The 19,662-nt window shown below is 50.1% G+C and carries 15 protein-coding genes; 3 read left to right on the forward strand and 12 right to left on the reverse strand.

Features of this window, described 5'->3' with window-relative positions; all coding sequences use genetic code 11:
• Entirely contained in the window at positions 1–879 is an 879-nt protein-coding gene (locus tag DESAL_RS18790) for a YitT family protein (RefSeq protein ID WP_197528769.1), read from the reverse strand.
• Positions 880–1,232: 353 nt separating this feature from the next.
• On the opposite strand from DESAL_RS18790, the gene argS reads away from it, so the two are divergent.
• The 3 genes from argS (at position 1,233) to DESAL_RS18805 (ending at position 4,018) form a co-directional block, all read left to right on the forward strand.
• A complete protein-coding gene (argS, locus tag DESAL_RS18795; RefSeq protein ID WP_015853552.1) occupies positions 1,233–2,876 on the forward strand; it encodes an arginine--tRNA ligase in 1,644 nt (547 codons plus the stop codon).
• A 19-nt stretch (positions 2,877–2,895) separates the two neighbouring features.
• Positions 2,896–3,627 (forward strand): SPOR domain-containing protein, encoded by a 732-nt coding sequence (locus DESAL_RS18800; RefSeq protein ID WP_015853553.1) that lies wholly within the window; start codon positions 2,896–2,898, stop codon positions 3,625–3,627.
• 70 nt (positions 3,628–3,697) lie between these two features.
• The gene (locus tag DESAL_RS18805) at positions 3,698–4,018 is read left to right on the forward strand and encodes a hypothetical protein (RefSeq protein ID WP_015853554.1); all 321 of its coding nucleotides are present in this window, start codon (positions 3,698–3,700) and stop codon (positions 4,016–4,018) included.
• On the opposite strand, the gene DESAL_RS18810 is transcribed toward DESAL_RS18805, so the two are convergent.
• From DESAL_RS18810 to DESAL_RS18860, 11 genes are all read right to left on the reverse strand, one after another.
• Positions 4,003–4,854, reverse strand: a complete 852-nt coding sequence (locus DESAL_RS18810; protein ID WP_015853555.1) for a DMT family transporter — start codon at positions 4,852–4,854, stop codon at positions 4,003–4,005. The two genes, DESAL_RS18805 and DESAL_RS18810, sit on opposite strands and share 16 nt — an antisense overlap.
• 235 nt (positions 4,855–5,089) lie before the next feature.
• A complete protein-coding gene (locus DESAL_RS18815; RefSeq protein ID WP_015853556.1) occupies positions 5,090–6,880 on the reverse strand; it encodes a HAMP domain-containing sensor histidine kinase in 1,791 nt (596 codons plus the stop codon).
• 163 nt (positions 6,881–7,043) lie between these two features.
• A complete protein-coding gene (locus DESAL_RS18820) occupies positions 7,044–7,736 on the reverse strand; it encodes a response regulator (protein ID WP_015853557.1) in 693 nt (230 codons plus the stop codon).
• A gap of 70 nt (positions 7,737–7,806) precedes the next feature.
• Positions 7,807–9,645 carry a methyl-accepting chemotaxis protein gene (locus tag DESAL_RS18825; protein ID WP_015853558.1) on the reverse strand — a complete coding sequence of 613 codons (1,839 nt, stop codon included), beginning with the start codon at positions 9,643–9,645 and terminating at the stop codon, positions 7,807–7,809.
• Between the two features lie 40 nt (positions 9,646–9,685).
• Positions 9,686–10,873, reverse strand: a complete 1,188-nt coding sequence (locus DESAL_RS20630) for a SpoIIE family protein phosphatase (RefSeq protein ID WP_015853559.1) — start codon at positions 10,871–10,873, stop codon at positions 9,686–9,688.
• A gap of 2 nt (positions 10,874–10,875) precedes the next feature.
• Positions 10,876–11,889: a chemotaxis response regulator protein-glutamate methylesterase gene (gene cheB, locus DESAL_RS18835; protein ID WP_015853560.1), complete on the reverse strand. Its 1,014-nt coding sequence runs from the start codon at positions 11,887–11,889 to the stop codon at positions 10,876–10,878.
• Positions 11,886–14,747, reverse strand: coding sequence for a response regulator (locus tag DESAL_RS18840; protein WP_015853561.1), 2,862 nt, complete (start codon positions 14,745–14,747; stop codon positions 11,886–11,888). The genes cheB and DESAL_RS18840 overlap by 4 nt, the downstream gene beginning before the upstream one ends.
• Before the next feature lie 42 nt (positions 14,748–14,789).
• The gene (locus DESAL_RS18845) at positions 14,790–15,446 is read right to left on the reverse strand and encodes a chemotaxis protein CheW (RefSeq protein WP_015853562.1); all 657 of its coding nucleotides are present in this window, start codon (positions 15,444–15,446) and stop codon (positions 14,790–14,792) included.
• The gene (locus tag DESAL_RS18850; RefSeq protein WP_015853563.1) at positions 15,446–16,729 is read right to left on the reverse strand and encodes a CheR family methyltransferase; all 1,284 of its coding nucleotides are present in this window, start codon (positions 16,727–16,729) and stop codon (positions 15,446–15,448) included. Before DESAL_RS18850 ends, DESAL_RS18845 begins: the two co-directional genes overlap by 1 nt.
• A 3-nt stretch (positions 16,730–16,732) precedes the next feature.
• Complete coding sequence (locus tag DESAL_RS18855) at positions 16,733–17,218, reverse strand: chemotaxis protein CheW (RefSeq protein WP_015853564.1); 486 nt, start codon at positions 17,216–17,218, stop codon at positions 16,733–16,735.
• A gap of 2 nt (positions 17,219–17,220) precedes the next feature.
• The gene (locus tag DESAL_RS18860) at positions 17,221–19,440 is read right to left on the reverse strand and encodes a methyl-accepting chemotaxis protein (protein ID WP_015853565.1); all 2,220 of its coding nucleotides are present in this window, start codon (positions 19,438–19,440) and stop codon (positions 17,221–17,223) included.
• Positions 19,441–19,662 lie beyond the last annotated feature (222 nt).

Consider the following 19,662-nt stretch of genomic DNA (forward strand, 5'->3'; position numbering starts at 1 on the left):
CTACCTCGGCACGGAAAAACCTTTTCCGAGTACGCTGAAAGTTGATTCGATTATGACAAAGGCTGCCGGATCAATGGTGAAAACCGTTGCTTCAAGACGCTTGATCCTGAAGGAATCGACCACGGTCAGAATAACTGTCTTTTCCTGCCGGGTATAGCCGCCCTTGGCATTAAGCAGGGTAGTTCCACGTCCCGTTTTAGCCATGATTGCCCCGGCAACATCTTCGGGATAAGTGGTGATGATCAGAGCCAGTTTTCGCTGGTTGAACAAACGCTGCACTCCATCAATTGCGGCTGAAGCAACGTATATCATTGCCAGCGAATAAAGAACATCATTGAGATTGAGCCAGATCGTACCGACTCCGAGCACGATGGCATTAAAAGCCATGGAAAACTGTCCAACCTTTATACCCAGCTTTTCGCGGGCGAGAATCTGCAAAATTCCAATCCCGCCGCTACAACCGAGCGAACGCAGCGAAATCCCGGAACCTATGCCCAGCACAACGCCCCCGGCAAGTACAGCCAGCCATTTATCGGTAAATGTAATTGTCCACGGCACAAGCTCAATAAAAGCACTAAGAGAGATAAGTCCGTACAGACTGTAAAAAAAGAATCTTCTGCTGATGCAAAACCAGCCGACCATGAAGACCGGAATATTGAGCAGAAAAATCCAAAGCCCGGAGCTGAGCTGGGGAAAAATATAATAAAACAGCAGCCCCAACCCGGAAATTCCGCTGGGCAGGAAAGCATTGGGGATAATCATCGCTTTAATGGCTAAAGCACCGATAAAACCCCCGACAGTCAACAAAAAAAGGTTCCACGGAATGGTGTAACTGATTTTCTGAAAACGGTTTATGACTGTATCAAATTCAGTATCCAATTTATATTCTCCTTTGTATGCGGCCATATTTTGCTGTATTAGGGAAAAAGGCAATGTAGATTCGTTTTTTCACAAACTCATCTGAAAGCAGACGGCTAAGAAATTGCCAGATGCTAGACGCAAGGAAAGGGATGGAACGAAGCGTATTCTGCTATACGTGAATTTCAGCCTTTTTCGCAGCAACGACGCAGATGGTGCTTTATCAGCCGTCTGAATTTTTTCAGCCCCCCAACACAGCACTTGGAAGCCGCACCGAAAGATGATAAGCGAAGCATGCCTACATAACAGATAAACAGTCTGCCGGATCCTGCAGGACTGCCATCATAATTTATTAAGGAGATTTTTGATCCACCATGAAAGCGAAACAACACCTTGAAAACGTACTCGGTTCCATTCTTGAAGCCAAGGGCTGGGAATGGCCGGAGAAGGCCGTTATCGAGCCTCCCAAAGACAAAAAATTCGGCGATATGTCCGCAAACATCGCCATGATGCTCTCCAAGCAGGCCAAAATGAATCCCCGCGCTATCGCGGAAACCATTCAGTCCGAGCTGGACGGAGACAAATACATCGAGAAAGTTGATATTGCCGGACCGGGCTTCCTCAACTTCACTTTTTCCAATTCCTTCTGGCAGGATCTCATTCCCGAAGTTCTGACCAAAGGCGAGGACTACGGCCGCAGCGAAATCGGCAAGGACACCAAAATTCAGGTGGAATACGTTTCCGCCAACCCCACCGGACCGCTGCATATCGGTCACGGTCGCGGTGCCGCCCTCGGTGACTGCCTTGTGCGCATCCTCGAATTCACCGGTTATGACGTGGAAGCAGAATACTACGTCAACGATGCCGGTCGTCAGATGCTCATCCTCGGCACCTCTATCTGGGTCCGCCTGCAGCAGTCTCAAGGCCGCGACATTGCTGATCCCGAAGATTTTTACAAAGGTGAATACATCAAGGACCTCGCCGCCGAAGTACTGGAACGCAATCCCGGTATCCTCGACATGAGTGATGACGAAGCCATCGCTATATGCCGCGAATACGGTAAGGATGAAATCCTTGAAGGCATCAAGAAAGACCTCGCGGCCTTTGATGTACGCCACGATGTATGGTTCTCCGAAAAAAGCCTCGTAACCGCCAACAAGGTTGAAGAAACCTTCGCCGACCTCAAGGCACGCGGCATGGCTTACGAAGAAGACGGCGCGCTCTGGTTCAAGTCCACCGAACTGGGTGACGACAAAGACCGCGTACTGCGCAAGTCCAACGGAGACCTGACCTATTTCGCTTCCGACATCGCCTACCACGATGACAAATACAAACGCGGATTCGACATTGTAGTCGACATCTGGGGCGCAGACCACCACGGTTACATCCCCCGCATGCAGGCCGCAGTGGAAGCTCTCGGCAAAAAAGGACAGCTTGATGTAATCCTCGTACAGCTGGTTAACCTGCTGCGCGGCGGTGAGCAGATTGCCATGTCCACCCGTGCCGGTAAATTTGAAACCCTCGAAGACGTGGTTAACGAAGTGGGCCGCGACGCATCCCGCTTCATGTTCCTCTCCAGAAAGAGTGACAGCCACCTCGACTTCGACCTTGAGCTGGTCAAGCAGAAGACCATGGATAACCCGGTCTACTACGTACAGTATGCCCACGCGCGTATCTGCTCCGTAATGCGCAAAGCCGCTGATCAGGGCATCGCAGTTCCCGCAATTGATGCAGCACCGCTCTCCGCCCTGACCAATGCGGAAGAACTGAACCTCATGAAGCTCATGGACCAGTTCGCGGACGTAGCTGAAAACGCAGGTAAAAACATGAGCCCGCACGTAATCAGCTACTACCTGCGCGATCTCGCCAGCGCCCTGCACAGGTTCTACAGCATGCACCACATCCTTTCTGCTGACGAAGATGTTATCGCTGCAAGACTGGTTCTGCTTCAGGCAGTTGCAAGAACACTTGCCAACGGCCTGAGCCTGCTTGGTGTTTCTGCTCCCGAAAGCATGTAATAATAAACCGGAGTTCCAAATGGCTGCACCCAGAAAAAAGAAGACTGCTCCCACTCAGGAAAAGACATTTACCTTTACCTTCACCATGCCCGAAGTAATCGGGCTGTGTGCCGGGGCTGTTGCGGCCTTGTGCGCCTTCTTTGTGCTGGGGATCCTGCTGGGCCGGGGCTATCAACCTGAAAAGGATGTACCCGAAATAGCCATGATGCTGCCCAGCCAGAACAACGCTTCCGGAGAAGTAAAAGGTGGAGTACTCAAGCCCGAAGAGCTGGATTACATAGACCAGCTCAAGAAAAAGCCTGAGCCTGCTGCAAGACCGGAAGAACCGAAAAAGGAAGTAGCCAAGGCCGAAAAGAAGGCCGCGCCGGTAAAAAAGGCTGAACCTGCAAAAACAGAACAGCCTGCACCAAAAGCAGAAGTTCAGGTGGCGGCAAAGGCTGCTGAAGTGAAGCAAGCCGAGCCGGAACCTGCGGTAGAAATCGATAATCCCGTTGAAGTGGACGAACCGCAGTACAGCTATATATATCAGGCTGCATCCTTCGGTGATAACGCACGGGCAGAGGGCTTTGCCAACAAGCTCGTCTCCAGCGGCCTCGACTCTTATGTAGAGTCCGGCAAAAGCGGCACCCGCACATGGTACCGTGTTTTTGTCCGTCATACCGGAACGCCGGATTCCACCACTGCAATGAAGAAAGTGCTCGCCAAGTACGGTATCAAGAAGCCGCTGCTTAAGAGCAAAAAAGCGATTTAAATAGAAACCCCGGAAGTTTTAACTTTCGGGGTTCTTTTTTGTGACCACACCAAAACCAAAGGAACACTCAATGAATGAAATACTCCTCGCTCTGCTTATAGGTTGTGTAGCCGGAATTATTGATATTACACCGATGATTAAGCAACGGCTTGGTGTATTTGCAATCGGTTCCGCATTCACACAATGGCTGGTTCTGGGATTATTAATACCAAATACAACCCTCTTCGGATTATCCGGCTGGGCCAACGGAATGACCATTGCCGTCCTAACAACCCTGCCCATCATCATTCTTGTTGCAGAAACAGACAAGAAAGCAGTTCCGATCATCATCTCAATGTCGGCTATTCTCGGCAGCGCAGTGGGAGCAGCGGGTAATTATTTCGGGCTGTAAGGATTTTTTTTTCGCAAGAACGGCCACACACCCCGCACAGTAACAGACAGAATAACGACCAGACCGCCGATTATAGCCCATTTTCCGGGAATTTCACCGTAGCCGACCGCTACCAGAATCGGGTTGAAGATCGGCTCAAGAGTCATAATCAAAATTGCTTCCAGTGCACCAAGACGTTTGATAGCCCATGTGTATAGGGCGAGGGATATCCCCTGCTGAAAAATTCCTAGATAGATAAGCCCTATCCAGCTTCCGGCTGAAGGCATAGCGCTGAACATGAAAGGCAATCCGCAACACGCTGTTAGCAGATGCCCCATGATCACGGATTCAACCGGGGAGGCAGATTTCTGGGCTCTCATGCAAAGAGTGAATATGGCGTAGGAAATACCTGTGACTACGGCGATGATGTTACCCCAAAGTCCACTAGGCGAAAGCTTATCAAGGAAGAACAAAACCATACCACCCACGGTTACAGCAATGAAAATCCAATCGCTACGACTGGTTTTCTCCTTAAGGAACCACGGCGCAAGCAATGCAACATAGACCGGGGCAGTGTAGGCCAGCAGAATGGCATTGGCGGAGGTGGTCAGTTTGGTGGCGGCAACGTTGGTGATCAGCAGTCCGGCATAACCTGCGGCCGCTCCCAACTGCACAAGTGAAAATCCGAATTTTAAACGGCCCCGGAAGAGAATCACAAGAGTCAAAGCAGCCAGAGCACTGCGCATCCCGGTAATTGCCATAGGATTCCAGTCCACCAGCTTGATAGCCAGCCCGCCGGAACTCCAGATCAGGGCCGTGGCAGCCATGAGAAACACTGCTTTGGATTTTTCGTTCAAACCGGACCTCCCCCTAAGTTTGCACGAAATCTACCCTTTCTCTATTCGCATTGTCACCAATATAATGACGCAAAACAAAAAACAGCGACCTCATAAATACACAGCCGTCGAATACAGTACAGTTTTAATTACAAAGCGACGAAACCTAAGAATAAAGTTTGGGATTCTTAAACCCTTTTCAAAGGGTTTAAGCCGCCGGAGGCAAATTATTTCCATCAAAATGCGCGATAGCACATTAACTAACTGCCTGCATAAGAGGCAGGGAGAAAACAAAGGCTGTGCCTTGTCTATGACCTTCCGGAGGACATTGCACGGATATTTCACCACCGTGGTTGGAAACAATATGCCGGGAGATGGCAAGACCGAGTCCGGTAGACCCGAACTCATTGCGCCGAAATTTTTCCACAGAATAAAACCGCTCAAATATACGTGGCTGATCCGCTGCGGGAATCCCCGGCCCGGAATCAATTACAGCAAACTGCAAGCGCCCTTCTCGCACACGGTGCTCAACAATTACCGGATTCTCCTCAGGCCCATACTTAATGCCGTTCTCCAGTAAATTCCTGAATAACTGCATAAGCTGACCAGAATCTGCCATTACGGTGAAATCGCCTTTTTCAAAACTGCGCTTAAGATCGACCTTTCTTTTTTTTGCAAGCCCGGAACAGGCTTCCCATGCTTCACGCAAGGCATCGGTAGGATCAATAGGCATGAGCTCAACCTTTTCATGTCCGCTTTCAAGCCTTGAAAGATTGAGCAGGTCATCAACAATCTTGCACATGTGGTTGGCATTCTTCTCAATTGTTGCCAGAAAATTTTTCTGTATGGATTCCGGCGGAGGAGGATCGGAAAGCAGGGTCTCGGCATAGCCTTTGACGGACGTAAGGGGTGTACGCAGTTCGTGGGATACATTGGCTACGAAATCCTGACGCACTGTTTCCAACCGCTTGATCTCACTTATATCATGAAATACGGCGATTGCTCCCGGCCCCTGCCCCGGCTCTGAGGTATGCGGAGAACGGACGATATTCACATCGTAAACCCGACCGTTGGGCAAAACGATCTGCACTGTTGTGGCCTCCGGCCCTTCCGGGCCAACCACCTCCCTGCAAGCATCATAAAGATCAGGGCTGGGGATAATTTCCAGAGGGGTGCGATCCAAATCATTCTGAATACCGGGAAAAATATCCTGTAAGGCCCGGTTAACACTCAAGATACGGCAACTGCCGTCCAAAACCATAACCCCATCCCACATACCGTTGAACACAGCCTGAATCTTGTTCCTCTGTCCGGTGATAGTACTGACATGCTCATCAATACGTGCAGCCATCCAGTTGATGGAGTTGGCAAGGGGAATGAACTCCTTATCCGGGAAAGACCTGATCCTGCGCTTGTAATTACCCTGTCCCACAGCCTCGGCAGTACGGACCATGGACTCTACCGATGAACTGAGCTGCATGGTCACAAAACGGATTACCCCGTAGCAGACAAGAGCCACAATAGGCAGCGCCCAGAAAAACACCTTGAGAATCATACCCATTCTTTCTTCCGGCCCGTGCAGGGACTCCCTGATTACCAGATAACCCGCCGGAGACTCCACGCCTTGAGCGACCTTCACAGCACCCAGCATAAACTCCTTACCGTCCAAAGGGTCTTTATGCAGCTGCAATCCGGGCTGAGCACCCTCCGCGTTCCTGATCTGAGCATCATTTAATGAAATGGAATCCCCGACAGCCCAAGAAGGTTGTACGGCGTTTTTACCATCGACAGAAATATACCCGACTTCTGTTCCCAGCATGCCGGACACAGCTTCTACACGGCTCTGTACTCCGGCACCGTCACTCTTTCTATAGATCCGTCTGGCAAGCTCCATCTTTTCACGCACGCTGTTCTGTGAATCCACCATCAGATCGGCCTTCAGCAAATGATAGGCAAAGCCCAACGGCAGACTGACACAGATAGCAGCTGTCAGGCACACTGCAATAAATAGTTTGCTCTTGATTGAAAATTTCAGATCGCTGTTCATAATTGGTTTTAAAGTCAGAATGTTAAATAAATACGCTGACAACTTAACATGGAATCAACGCCTAAAAGTGACAATCAGGTAAGGATTACTTTAAGGACGCAACAAAGCCCCCCGGAAATTCCGGGAACAGATTTGTTCATTTATGCAGTTTGGTAAGGCAGCCTTAAGAATGCTTGAAACGGTAGCCTACGCCACGAACAGTCTCGATGTAGTCTGCGTATGGTCCCAGCTTCTGACGCAACCTGCGGATATGGGTATCCACTGTTCTGGAATAGCCTTCAAAATGAGTATCCCAGACAGTATCCAGCAGGTGGTCACGGGTGCGCACCTTGCCTTCGTGTTGCAGGAGTTCAGAAAACAGCTTGAACTCGGTAGCGGTCAGAGCCACAAGATCACCATCGCACTCCACGGTGTGTGCTTCGAAGTCCACTGAAAGACCCTCACGGCTCCATTTTCCGGGACGGCGCGGCTCAGGCTGTTCTGTGCTGCGGCGCAGAACGGCCTTGACTCTGAGGACAAGCTCACGGGGACTGAACGGTTTGACTATATAATCGTCCACGCCGAGCTCAAGACCTACGACACGGTCCACTTCCTCTCCCTTGGCGGTGAGCATGATCACCGGGATGTGCTGAGTGGCGACTTCCTGTTTCAGCCTGCGGCACACTTCAAGCCCGTCTATACCGGGCAGCATCAAGTCCAGAAGGATCAGGTCCGGGTTTTCTTTTCTAGCCTGATCAAGCGCTTTATGCCCGTCCATGGCGGTTACAACCTCGTAACCGGAAGAGGTAAGGTTGTACTTCAACAACTCAATAGTATCGTTATGGTCTTCAACAACCAGTATTTTCTCAACTGACACAATTTTCTCCTTTTGGTCGGACCTTACCTGTAACAATGGTACGAATTAAGACGGAGTCGTTACAACTATGTTAATTATCCGAATTCGGTTCGGTTTCTGCCTTGGTTGTGTCTTCTTTTTCATCCGCAGCTTTGAAGAAATCGTCTTCTACAGTCTGAAATCCGTCAACCGCTCCGCTTAAACTCTGAACAGTATAATTCAAACTCGCCACGGTTCGCTTGAAATCTTCAAGGTATTCGGTGGTTCCGGCAGCAGTTTCACTCAAGTCAGACATGGCATCGCTTATCTGTTCCGCACTGTCAGCCTGATCACCCATGGAACGGGAAACATCGACAAAGCGCGGTTTTAATACCCGTACCTGGTCTACAATCTGTCCAAGATCGGCACTCATCTGCTCAACTTCATCAACGCTTGAGCGTACTTCATGATTGAAAGTTTCCATCTCCATGACCCCGGAACTGACAGCGGATTGCATATCCCTGACCATGAGTTCAATATCTTCAGCAGCAATTACTGTCTGATCTGCAAGCCTGCGCATCTCGCGGGCAACTACGGAAAATCCCTGACCGAACTGTCCGGCTTTTTCCGCCTCAATAGCCGCGTTGAGTGAAAGCAGGTTTGTCTGGTCGGCAATTCTAGCGATAGTTGTTACGATATGATTGATTCTGCTGGCCTTTTCATCAATAGCCGCCAAACGTGAGGCTACACTGTCAGTTGAATTAACAAGCCTGATCAAGGACTTCTCACGCCTTTCGATATTACCCTGCAGGGTCTCGGCCATATAAGCTGATTCGCTGGCACTCTCGGCAACATCAGCCATCACTTCAACCAGGTCTTTGGAGGTTTTGCTGATCAGCCTGCTGGTAGCGGTAACTTCATTTGTGGAAGCGGCCTGCCTGTTTACTGCCGAATCAATATGCTCAGCAGTAGACCTGATCTTATTACCGGCTACTGAAACATTGTCCCCGGAAGATTGAACTTCTCCGATCAGTTCTGACAATCCCGCAATCATTGTTTCAAAAGAGCTCACCAGATTACCGATCTCATTGCCCGGACGAAGAATCCTGCCAGCAAAAAATTTACCTTCAGCCATATTTTTCATCTTGCGGATGGAAACACTGGCTCTATTGAGGTCCCCGGCAGCAATATCCTTGGCAATAGCGGTTATGCGGGAAACAGGACTAAAAATAAGATTCAATCCGAAGAGCAGAAAACCGAGGGTTACAGCAATAAACACACAGCCCATAAAAACAACTGTGCCGAGAGCCTGATTGGAAGCTGCATTCATGGCTGCCAAAGGAATGGCTGAAATCATGGCACATTCAATACGTCCCGGTTTACGGTAATAGCCCATGTCATTCTTAACCGGATATCTTGTTTTCATGGATGGGGGCGCATCCTTGGGATCACCGTGGCAAACCATACAGGAAGGCTTGTTGGACTCACCTTCAGCCACGATAAAAGACTCAATGCCATTAATATTACGAATTTCCTCGATAAACGGCCTTTTACCTTCGCGGGCCATAGCATCAAGTTCCTCAATAATCCGGGCCTCGTCAGTCGTGGCCAGATTGTCAGGATTACGGGGCTTGGTGGATGCGGTTTTAAAAGTAAGATCATGTCTGTAAAGATCAGGAATTCGCCCGAAGACTCCGTTGGCGGTAAAGGATGTGGACTGCAACTCCGGTACAAACATATCCTTAGGCAGGATTTCCGTAGCGTTAGGACGGATTACCGACCCGGTATGCTTACGCACTGCCTTCATGGTATGGAGCATGATTTCTGCCTTGGACCGGAACTGATCCATTAAGGTCTCCCGGGCATAATCTGAAACCAGCCACATTATGGATACAGTCAAGGCTATGCAGAAAACCACACATCCGGCTATGAACTGTTTGCGGATACTCATTATCAGTCCTCTTTAATTCCCGATTAATTACCAGATATATTTAGGCAAAAACAAACTCAACCATGGAAAAATCATCTTCATAAAGCTCACGGCCCTGCAGTTCCCGAGTATGAGCTATCAGCTGGTCAATTGGTTTGCCGAGCTCCCCGGCAGTCCCTTCCATGAACCCGGAAAATTCCTCGAACTCCCACATCTTGCCATCGGAAACCTTTTTAAGCTCATAAACACCGTCACTGTAGAGAAAAAACCGAGCTCCCGGTTCAACAATCACGGAATCGCTGGTGTAGGTCATATCCGGCATACCGCCCACAATCATCCCCGGAGTACGCAACTGCTTTGCCTCACCGCCCGCAATGAGTAATGCCGGAGGATGTCCGCCGCTGGAATAGGTCAGAGTCCGGTCGGATTTGCGGTAAACTCCATACCACATGGTAAAATATAGATTGTTCTGCTGATCCATCTGGAAAGAATCATTCAAAGCTTCCAAAACCTTATCCGGCTTGAGAAAATCCGTATCCGGCAGAGTTTGGGAACGAAGCACGTTCATGGCTGAAACAGAGAGCAAGGCGGAACCGACCCCGTGATCGCAGACATCAAGCAGATACATGGCAAAATGGTCATCATCCAGCCAGTGATAGCCGAAGGAATCACCACCCAATGATGCAGAAGGTATAAAACGCCAATCTGCCTGAATATCACCCTCTTTAAGCGGATCAGGAAGCAACGAGGTAACGTAGTCGGCGGCAACTGCCAACTCCTTGCGCATCTCGTCCCTGCTTTCGCGCAACTGCTCGTAAGCCTCATTCCTCTGCAAAAGGTTGATGTAACCCTTGGAGTGGTAGCGGATACGGGCCAGCAGCTCGATACGATCCGGCAGTTTGACCAGATAATCATTGGCTCCGAGAGCAAATGCTTCCGCCTTGGTGGTAGGCTCTTCTTTTGTAGAGAGTACGATGAGAGGAATATCTTTGAGCTTGGAATTTACCCTCATGAACTTGACCATAGTCATACCGTCAATCTCCGGCATGACAAGATCCTGTAAAATTACTGTCGGCTGCAATTCTTCAGCAGTGGGGATGGCCTTGGTCGGGTCACTCACAAAGTGGAAATCAATGTCATCTTCGCCCGCAAGCATACGGCGTACAGCCTCCCCTACCATAGGCTGGTCATCGATGAGCAGGACATTGATTTTATGTTCGGTGAGCAATTGCTCTTTGACTTCAGTCATCACTAACTCCTGAAACGTTTTTTGAAATGCCTTACCAGCAAACCGGCCATATCCTCAATGGAACAGACTTCTCTTGCCGCCCCCATCTTCACTGCCGCACCGGGCATGCCCCAGACAACACTTGATTCCTTGTCCTGCGCCACAGTCATCCACCCGGAATTCCGTAGATCGAACATACCACGAGCCCCATCAGCCCCCATACCTGTGAGCAATACCGCCGCTGAATTGGACGGAAATCCTGCACAGCAAAGACTTTCAAAAAGGACATCAACAGAAGGCACGTAAATATTTTCACCGGGCCCTCGGGACAATTCCACAATGCCCCCCGGCCCCATACGCATATGCCGGTCGCCGGGTGCGATTACCACCTTTCCGGCCTGCATAGGCATGCCGCTGCGGGCAAGCTCAACCTTCAACCCGGTCTGGCTATCCAGCCATTGAGCAAGATTTTCGGAAAAATTACCGTCAACATGCTGGGCAATGGCTATGGCTGCCGGAAAATCTTCAGGCAAAGCCCCAAGCAGAGTCGCCAAAGCAGACGGTCCTCCGGTGGAACTGCCTATTGCCAGCAGAGGTGGAACCATCCTCACTTTCGGTGCCGACTTGGAAGCCGCCCTCACATGCTTACTACCGTGCAGCTTGCCGATTACTGAAATTTTGGCGAGAAGCTCTTTTCCGCCTGTAATAGATCCGTTTTCCTGACGGGGAGTGGAAACAACATCGAGCGCGCCAGCTCCCATGGCTTCAAAAACCTTGGTGGAATTATCTTCAATGCTGGTTGTAACAATCAAAACCGGACAAGGGCATTTCTGCATAATCTCCTGTGTTGCTCCGGCTCCATCCAACACGGGCATAACCAGATCCATAAAAACCAGATCGGGGACATCGGCGCAGCACTTTTCAACAGCCCTTTCTCCATTATGGGCTATCCATGCAACTTCATGTCCGGCATCGACAATCACTTTTTTAAGGATATCAACGGCTGATGCCTGATCATTCACAATACCTATTCTCATTTTCCAGCCCCGCCTATAAGGTCTTCAACTGCCGAAAGCAGGGTTTCATCATGGAAACTGCTCTTGGTTAAGTAATAGTCTGCTCCGGCTTCAAGTCCGCGAAGTTTATCTTCCTTGCGATCCTTATAAGAAACCATCATTACCGGAATGGATTTAAGGTCCGGGTCGCCCTTGATCCTGCTGGTCAGTTCCAGACCGTTCATGCGCGGCATATCCACATCTGTGACAACTAGATCGTAATCACCTGAGATTACGGCATTAAGACCATCCTGACCATCGACTGCCGTATCCACTTCATAGCCGTGGTTGACCAGAAGTTTGCGCTCCACTTCGCGAACGGTAAGTGAATCATCCACCACCAGAATCTTCTGCACCGGACCGCTCTTTGCGGACTCAAGCCCCACCTTGCCCAGCCTGCCGCCGGAAAGGAGGTTATCAATGGAGCGCACAAGATCCTCGGCATCCAGAATAAGTACCGGAGAACCGTCAGGCATCATAGCCACCGAGTTCACATCCGGCACCTTGCCCAGTCGATGGTCCAAAGGACGGACCACAAGATCCTGCTCACCTAGAAAATCATCCACCACCAACCCGTATTTATTCATACGGTCACTGATGACCACCACCTTAAGACCATCATTTTCAGTTTGAGTCGACTGTACGCCCAAAATCTGAGCTGCGGGCACCAAGCCTACATTCGCCCCGTCCAGAGATACATACTGGCGGTCCTCGGCCAGCTTAAGCTGTTCCGGAAAAACCGAAGCAATGCGGCTGATGCGGCTTAAGGGAATGGCGTAGGGCTGGTCGGCAATCTTGACCAGCAAAGTGCGGATAACTGAAAGGGTCAGCGGAAGCTGCATAGAAAAAGACATGCCATGTCCGGGCTCTGAATCAGCACGGACTGTACCGCCGACTTCCTGAACCATAGCATGAACAACGTCCAAGCCGACTCCACGCCCGGAAATCTCTGTGACTTTTCCGGCAGTGGAAAAACCGGGTAAAAATAAAAATTCCATCAATTCAGCGCGGCTCATTTCTTCAGCCATACGCGCCGGGGCTAACTTGCGTTCTACAACCTTGGCTCTGATTCGTTCCGGGTCCAAGCCCTGACCGTCATCACGGACTTCAATAAAAAGCATCCCGGCCCGATGTCCGGCAACCACCTTAATAGTACCAGTCGAGGGCTTACCTGCAGCCACACGCTCATCAGGCATCTCAATGCCATGGTCAACCGCATTCCTGATCAAATGGTTGAGAGGAGCTTCCAGCTTATCCAGAATATCGCGGTCCACGGAAGTTGTTTCGCCTTCGATGATGAAATCGACTTCCTTACCAAGCGAACGGGCCAAATCGCGGACCAGACGCGGAAAACCAAGTCCACCATCAGAAAAAGGACGCATGCGGCTGGCAATAACCTCATGATAGAGCCTGCCGGAAACATTGTCGTTGCGTCTGCGATAAAGATCGAATTTATTGATATGCTTAACCAGCATGACCTGACAGTCATTCACTGCAGCCTTTAAATCATCAACCACATCTTCAGCAGTTTCGCCATGTTTCACTCGCTCACAGGACTCTTCAAGAATCTTCATCAGATCCCGGTGCCCGCCTTTAAGACGTAAAAGTGAAGAAGCAAATTCGCCCAGCCTGCCCGATTCCACAAGGCTTTCACCTGCAAGAGCCATCAGTCTGTTCAGGTTTCCGGCGGAAACACGAACCACGGAATCATCTGGTGCACGCACGCCCTGCGATGGAGCAGGAACTTCTGTAGCAGCAGGAACTTCTTTAGCCGGGGCCGCGACTTCCTGCTTGTAATCACCCTGTTCCGGGAAAGCTTCAATAACGTCCGCCACGGGTTCGGGAACAGGTTCTGCGACCGCAGTCGGGATTCCCTGCGGGCAGACTTCGGAACAAACGTTAAGTGCCGCTTCAGCATCACCACGCAAGGCCTTTTCCATCTGATCCATAAGCGGCTTGCGATCACTCAAAAAGGATTGAATGGCATCAGTTTCGAGCTGCGATACATCCCGATAAATATCTGTAGCAGCCAGCAGCAGGTCAATCTGGTCTGAATCGAGAACAGTCTCTCCCTTCTGGCAGGACACGAGCAAATCTTCCATGGCATGAGCAAGGGCCACTGCATCAGTCAATCCGACAATACGGGCCGCACCTTTCATGGAATGAGCCGCACGCATAAGCGGCTCCACCTTGTCCGGGGCCTGATCCTTTTCCAACTCCAAGAGTCCGGCATTCAGGGCTTGTGAATGGCTCTCGGCCTCCATACGGAAAAGATCGAGCATGGAAAGGTCAGCAAGAGGGATATCCTTCTTGACTGGAGCTGCGGTCTGCACCGGGGCAGGTTCTGAAATTTCTTCTGAATTATTATGCGACTCTTCTGCCTGCCTTTCCTGATCTGAACTTTGGGCATCAGCTTCTACTACGGGCTCTACGGAAGATTCAAGATCAACAGATTCAATACTTGCGAGCAGTTCTTTAAATTCCCCGGACCTTTCTTCAAGCCAGCCGTCCATTGCTTCTGCTTCAACCTCAGCAAGGGAATGCAGGAAACGGGTTCCGGCAAGCAATGCATCAGTCGTTTGCCCGGAAAGAGGCTTCCCGGAACCGGAACATATATCCAACACGGTTTCCATAGCCTGCGAAAGCTGCACAGCATCAGCCAGCCCCACAATCTTGCCCGAACCTTTCAGGGCATGGGCAGCGTGAATCAAAGGCTGCACTTTTTCCGGCGAGACATCTGCAGCCAGACCGGGGATGCCTTCTTCCAGCACCCGGGTATGGTTACCCGCCTCCATACGGAAGAGTTCCAGCATGGAAAGATCCGCCATATCTCGCGTCACTTTATCTTCTCCCTGTCCGGCTGTTGCTCATTGATTTCCGCCCTACTTGATAATGCGGTTGAAAGCCTCGAAAAGAAGCTCGTCTTCCAGCAGTGAAATTCTTTTACCGTCTATTTCAAAAAGGCCACGGGTGTAAGCCGCAGGAGCTTTAGCCACGGTAGCCGGGGCATCCATCAGTGCATCAGGCGAATAGTGGTGAACCCCGAAGACTTCATCCACCGCAAAAATCCAGCGCCCGAAACCCCGGTCCACGCAGATAAACCTGCTGTAAACACGAAATCCTTTTTCCTCTTCGGTAAGATATTCCGCTTCAAGTCCAAGCAGTTCCCGCACTGAAACCACCGGAATGATCTGCCCTTGAAGACTGGTCAATCCCCGGAACATCCTGCTGTTTCGATGAGGAACAGGACGCACAATACGCTTCTCCAGTACTGAAACAAAGACCTGCGAAGAAAGGGCCAGCCATTCACGGGAAATTCTGAATACCACTGCCCCAGATGTTTCAACCTGCTCCTCTTCCTTGGCAATTGCTACTGCTTCGGTGTTCTCAGCCAGATAACCTTCAGGCGGTTCCCGATCCAGCAGGGAAAGACCTGCACTGGTGAAATGCGGGCAATGATAGCAATGGCTCCAGCGCTCCAGTTCCGGGCAGGATCTATCCCCGGCATAACCTATTGTATTCCAGCAGGATTCAAGCATTATCCGGCCTCATTCCTTTTTTCAGCCCGGCGGGCCCTGTTACGCATGATCTCAGCCTTGCGCAAATCTCCCCGGTTTTCCAGCAGCAGGGCTAAATGCACCAGCGATTCCATATGATCCGGCTCAAGGTACAGGGCCTTGCCGTAAAATTCCTCAGCCATTGAAATATTACCTCCGGCCTCATGCAGCAGGCCGCAAAGATGAAACAATTCCGGCTCCGGTCCCGCCTGCCTGAGCAATTCATCACACATGCTCAAAGCTTTTGTCGTGCTGCCACGATCCGCAAGGGCTTTGATCTCTTCTATAGAAGAACCTGCCGTCGGCTCCACACTTTCTATCTTTTCCACACTCTTTTCAGCAGCATCAACTGCTTTTGTTTTCCCGATGTCAGGCTCCGGCTGCTTAAAAGTCGGTGCGGGTATGAATGCTTTTTGTGCCAGCGTTGTTCCTGAGCCTGAGAAAGAATTTGGGGGACACTTCTGATGCGGACAGACAGGCTGTTTAAGCAGGGTGGCAACCTTACGCTTACCCTTGCGCAATGCAAACGTCCCCTGCTTCCTGACCGGAGTGAACCAATCGTTAAAAACCGGAAGAATCTCGGCATGGCCTACAAAAAGCAATCCGTCATCCTTCAATTTTTCATTCAACAATGCCGCCAAACATTTCCGAGAACCATCATCAAGGTAAATCAACAAGTTCCGGCAAAAAATAACATCATACCTGCCATTTGGAAGGCAGCCATCAATGATGTTCCCGGCATGGAAATTCACCGAATCCTTGATCTCCGGGGCGAGCATGCGGCCTTGTTCGCATTTACGGAACCAGCTCTGAGCATAGATTGGAAGTTCCGAACGAAAAGAATTATCACCGTAAACAGCACCCCGTGCCTTATGCAAAGCACGTTCACTGATATCGACTCCATCAACCCGAAAATTCTTCAGTCCAGCTCCCATAAGAGTCATAGCTATGGAGTATGGTTCCTCCCCGGTGGAACACGGCGCACTAAGCACCCGAAATTCATCACTGCACCCGGCAACAGTTTCAAAAAGAAGTTCAAAAGGTTTGTTATCCCTGAAAAACCATGTTTCCGGGACCACAATCTCTTCAACCAGTTCGGCCAATTCCTCATCGCTGGCACGCACCAGACTGAGATATGACTTTTCAGTAGTTGCGGTCTCTCTCATACGCGCCCTTAAAGCCAGCTCAATACCGGAACGGGACAATGAATCCGGTGCCAAGCCCATAGCGCGGTTAAGTATTTTCAGAAACGGCGCAACATTCATCCCTTACTCCTGAACCGATCCTGAATCATCTTTTGGAAAAAGAACCTGCCGCAATTCCTCGCTCAGCAACTTATGAGGCTTAAGCAGTTGCAGCATACAATCATTTATGCGGGCCACTCTCCCGAGCCACGGCGCATCGGGGATCTCCAGCCCGGAATCCTCAAAATCAGAATCAGTGATCTTCAAGGTCTCGGTAATATTCTCAGCCAGCAGTCCGAGATATTGTTTACCCCGCTCAGCACCGTCATCAAGATCGGCAAGATCAATAATGACAATCCGGGTGGACATTCGCGAAATACATGGAACATCCATTGCCAGCATGGACAGATCCACCACCGGGGTAACCATGCCGCGGTAGTTGAAAAGACCTTTTACGTAATCAGGTGAGCGGGGCAATTCCTTGCAGACAGTCGGCGGAACCACCTCTGCCACAGAACGTGCTTCCAGCCCGTATACGTATTCACCTATCCTGAATGTGAGCACCAGCATGGCTATTCACTCACCTTGAAGCGTGCAACTTCGCTACGCAAGCCCTGCACCGCTTCATTGAGCTGTGATGTCGCCCTGTTGAATTCTGAAAGGGCATCAGAAGTATCGGAAGCTGTTTCCGAAAGCTGGGCCATAGCTTCGCTGATCTGCCCTGCACCTTCGGCCTGTGCGGTCATACCGTCGTTAACCTGTTCAATTCTGGGATTGAGCTCACGGACCCCGGTCATAATGCCTTCCAGCTTTTTACCCAGCTTACCCGCCTTCTCAGCGCCGAAACGGACATCTGATGCAAACTTTTCCATCTCATCCACACCGGAATCGACTGAGCTGCGCATGTTGCCGATCATATCTTCAATTTCAAGGGCAGCAACAGAAGTCTGATCTGCCAAACGCCTGATCTCGGCCGCAACAACGGAAAATCCCTGACCGAATTTTCCTGCCTTTTCCGCTTCAATGGCTGCGTTAAGGGAAAGAAGGTTAGTGCGATCCGCAACCTTGGTAATGGTATTGACGATACCTTCAATGGCATTGGCCCGGTCATTGATTTCGTCCAGCTTTCCGGTAATGACCATAGTTGCGGAACTCAAGTCATCCATAATCCTGACCATAGTCTTGAGACCGTCCTGACCTTCAAAGGCGAGATTGTCCATATTTGAGGCGGCCTCATTAACATGATGCATAGCCCCTGCAAGCTCACCGGAATTGGCTGAAATCTCGGCACTGGTGGCACTGATTTGGGTAGTTGCAGCGGCCTGCTGGTTAACAGTCACTTCCAACTGCCGCGCAGAGGCCGCAATTTCCGTAGAGGAAGTAGTAACCTGAATGCCTGAACGCTGCACTTGTCCGATAAGAGAAAATAGAACATTAACCATCCCTTTTACCGCAAGGTAAAGCTGCCCGGTCTCATCGAGAAGTTCAGGATTATCGGCATTTCGCACCGCTTTACGGGCATTGGGACATGATTCGTCAACTATCGCAATGGTTTCTCGAGCTTTATGCAGATCACCGGAAGCGATAACTTTAACAAGTTCCACCATGTGGCTGAGCGGCTCAGCGATCAATCCGCTGGCATAGAAAGAAACAATAAGAGTAATTCCCAGCAACACCATACCGGTAATGCTCAACCACTCCACCAGATAATCCAGAACACCGGTCAAACGGGTAGTGATGCCCTGATACTCATCAAGATAAACACCGGCCCCGATAACCCAGCCCCAGGGCTTGAAATAAGTAAAAACAGAAAGCTTATCCCGGCCCTCATCATCCGGTCCGGTTTTCCAGACGTAACTTTTGCTGTTAAGTTTGCCCTCTCCGGCTTCAATAGCCTGATTCAGGATGTCCTGCACAAAACCTTTATTACCGCTTACTTCATCTACGTGCAGCCCGTCAGTCTGGGGTGAATTGGAAACAATATAGCGGCCCCAGCTATCCCCTTTGGTGCCGATAACCCAGATATATCCGGTCTTGCCAATGGATGTTTTAAGCATGGAATTGCGTAGAACCTGCAAGATATCATCATCCATGTAGACAGCCATCATGCCTGTCACATAACCATCCTGATCCCTTAAAGGAATGTATATGGTGAAACGGGAGCCATGATCCATCGCCTCGTAATTCTGGGCCTTGCGTCCTGAAAGGACATCATCAATAGCCGTGACAACACGTCCGTCATCACCCAGGGAATAAAAGATATCACCCAGCTTCCAGTTCAAATCCCCGGCAGGAGCAGTGGTATCGACCACCAGCATATCCCCCTCAGGATTCAATCTTTGAAAAATTGTACAATAAGCACCGGAGATACGGGTCGCCTCCACCAGCAGAGACAACGGCTTCCCTTTACGTTTCGAATAGGTAAATTCCGTGCCACCCAATGTCATAACCGGAACGGTCAACTCATCGGAATCATTGCGATAGTTATTCACAGGCCAATCCGAAACCCTTTTCAGGACTCGGATACTCCCTTCATCATCCATCAGGGACTCCAAGGCCATTGCCGCCCTTTCGGTTTCTGCAGTGAGTAATTGGTCTGAGGTGCGGCATTCCTCATAAAGGTCGGCAGTCATCTGCGAAACATGGGATTCGATAAGGGACCGAACCTCATCCTTCATACAATCCTGCAACCGATCCTCAAGGATATCGGTAATGATAAACATAGCCACAATAGGAATAATTGCGGCCCCGCAGGCAATGGCGATTATCTTTCGTCTGAGGGAAAAACGCATCGGATACATCCCGGCACTGCCATTCGTTAAGAAGGCGGCACTTTTTATTACAAGATTACATGGATTCCATCATATCAGGAGCAGGTACTGTTACACCTACCCCTCCCTTGTATTTATTTTATATCATTAAATCAATGACCGCAGGCATTTTGCAGGTATTTACAAAAAATATATTTATTTCATGTAAAGTGATTGCCACCGCCTGCCGATAGCAAAAGTATG

The sequence above is a fragment of the Maridesulfovibrio salexigens DSM 2638 genome, assembly GCF_000023445.1.
In the GTDB taxonomy this organism is placed as follows: domain Bacteria; phylum Desulfobacterota; class Desulfovibrionia; order Desulfovibrionales; family Desulfovibrionaceae; genus Maridesulfovibrio; species Maridesulfovibrio salexigens.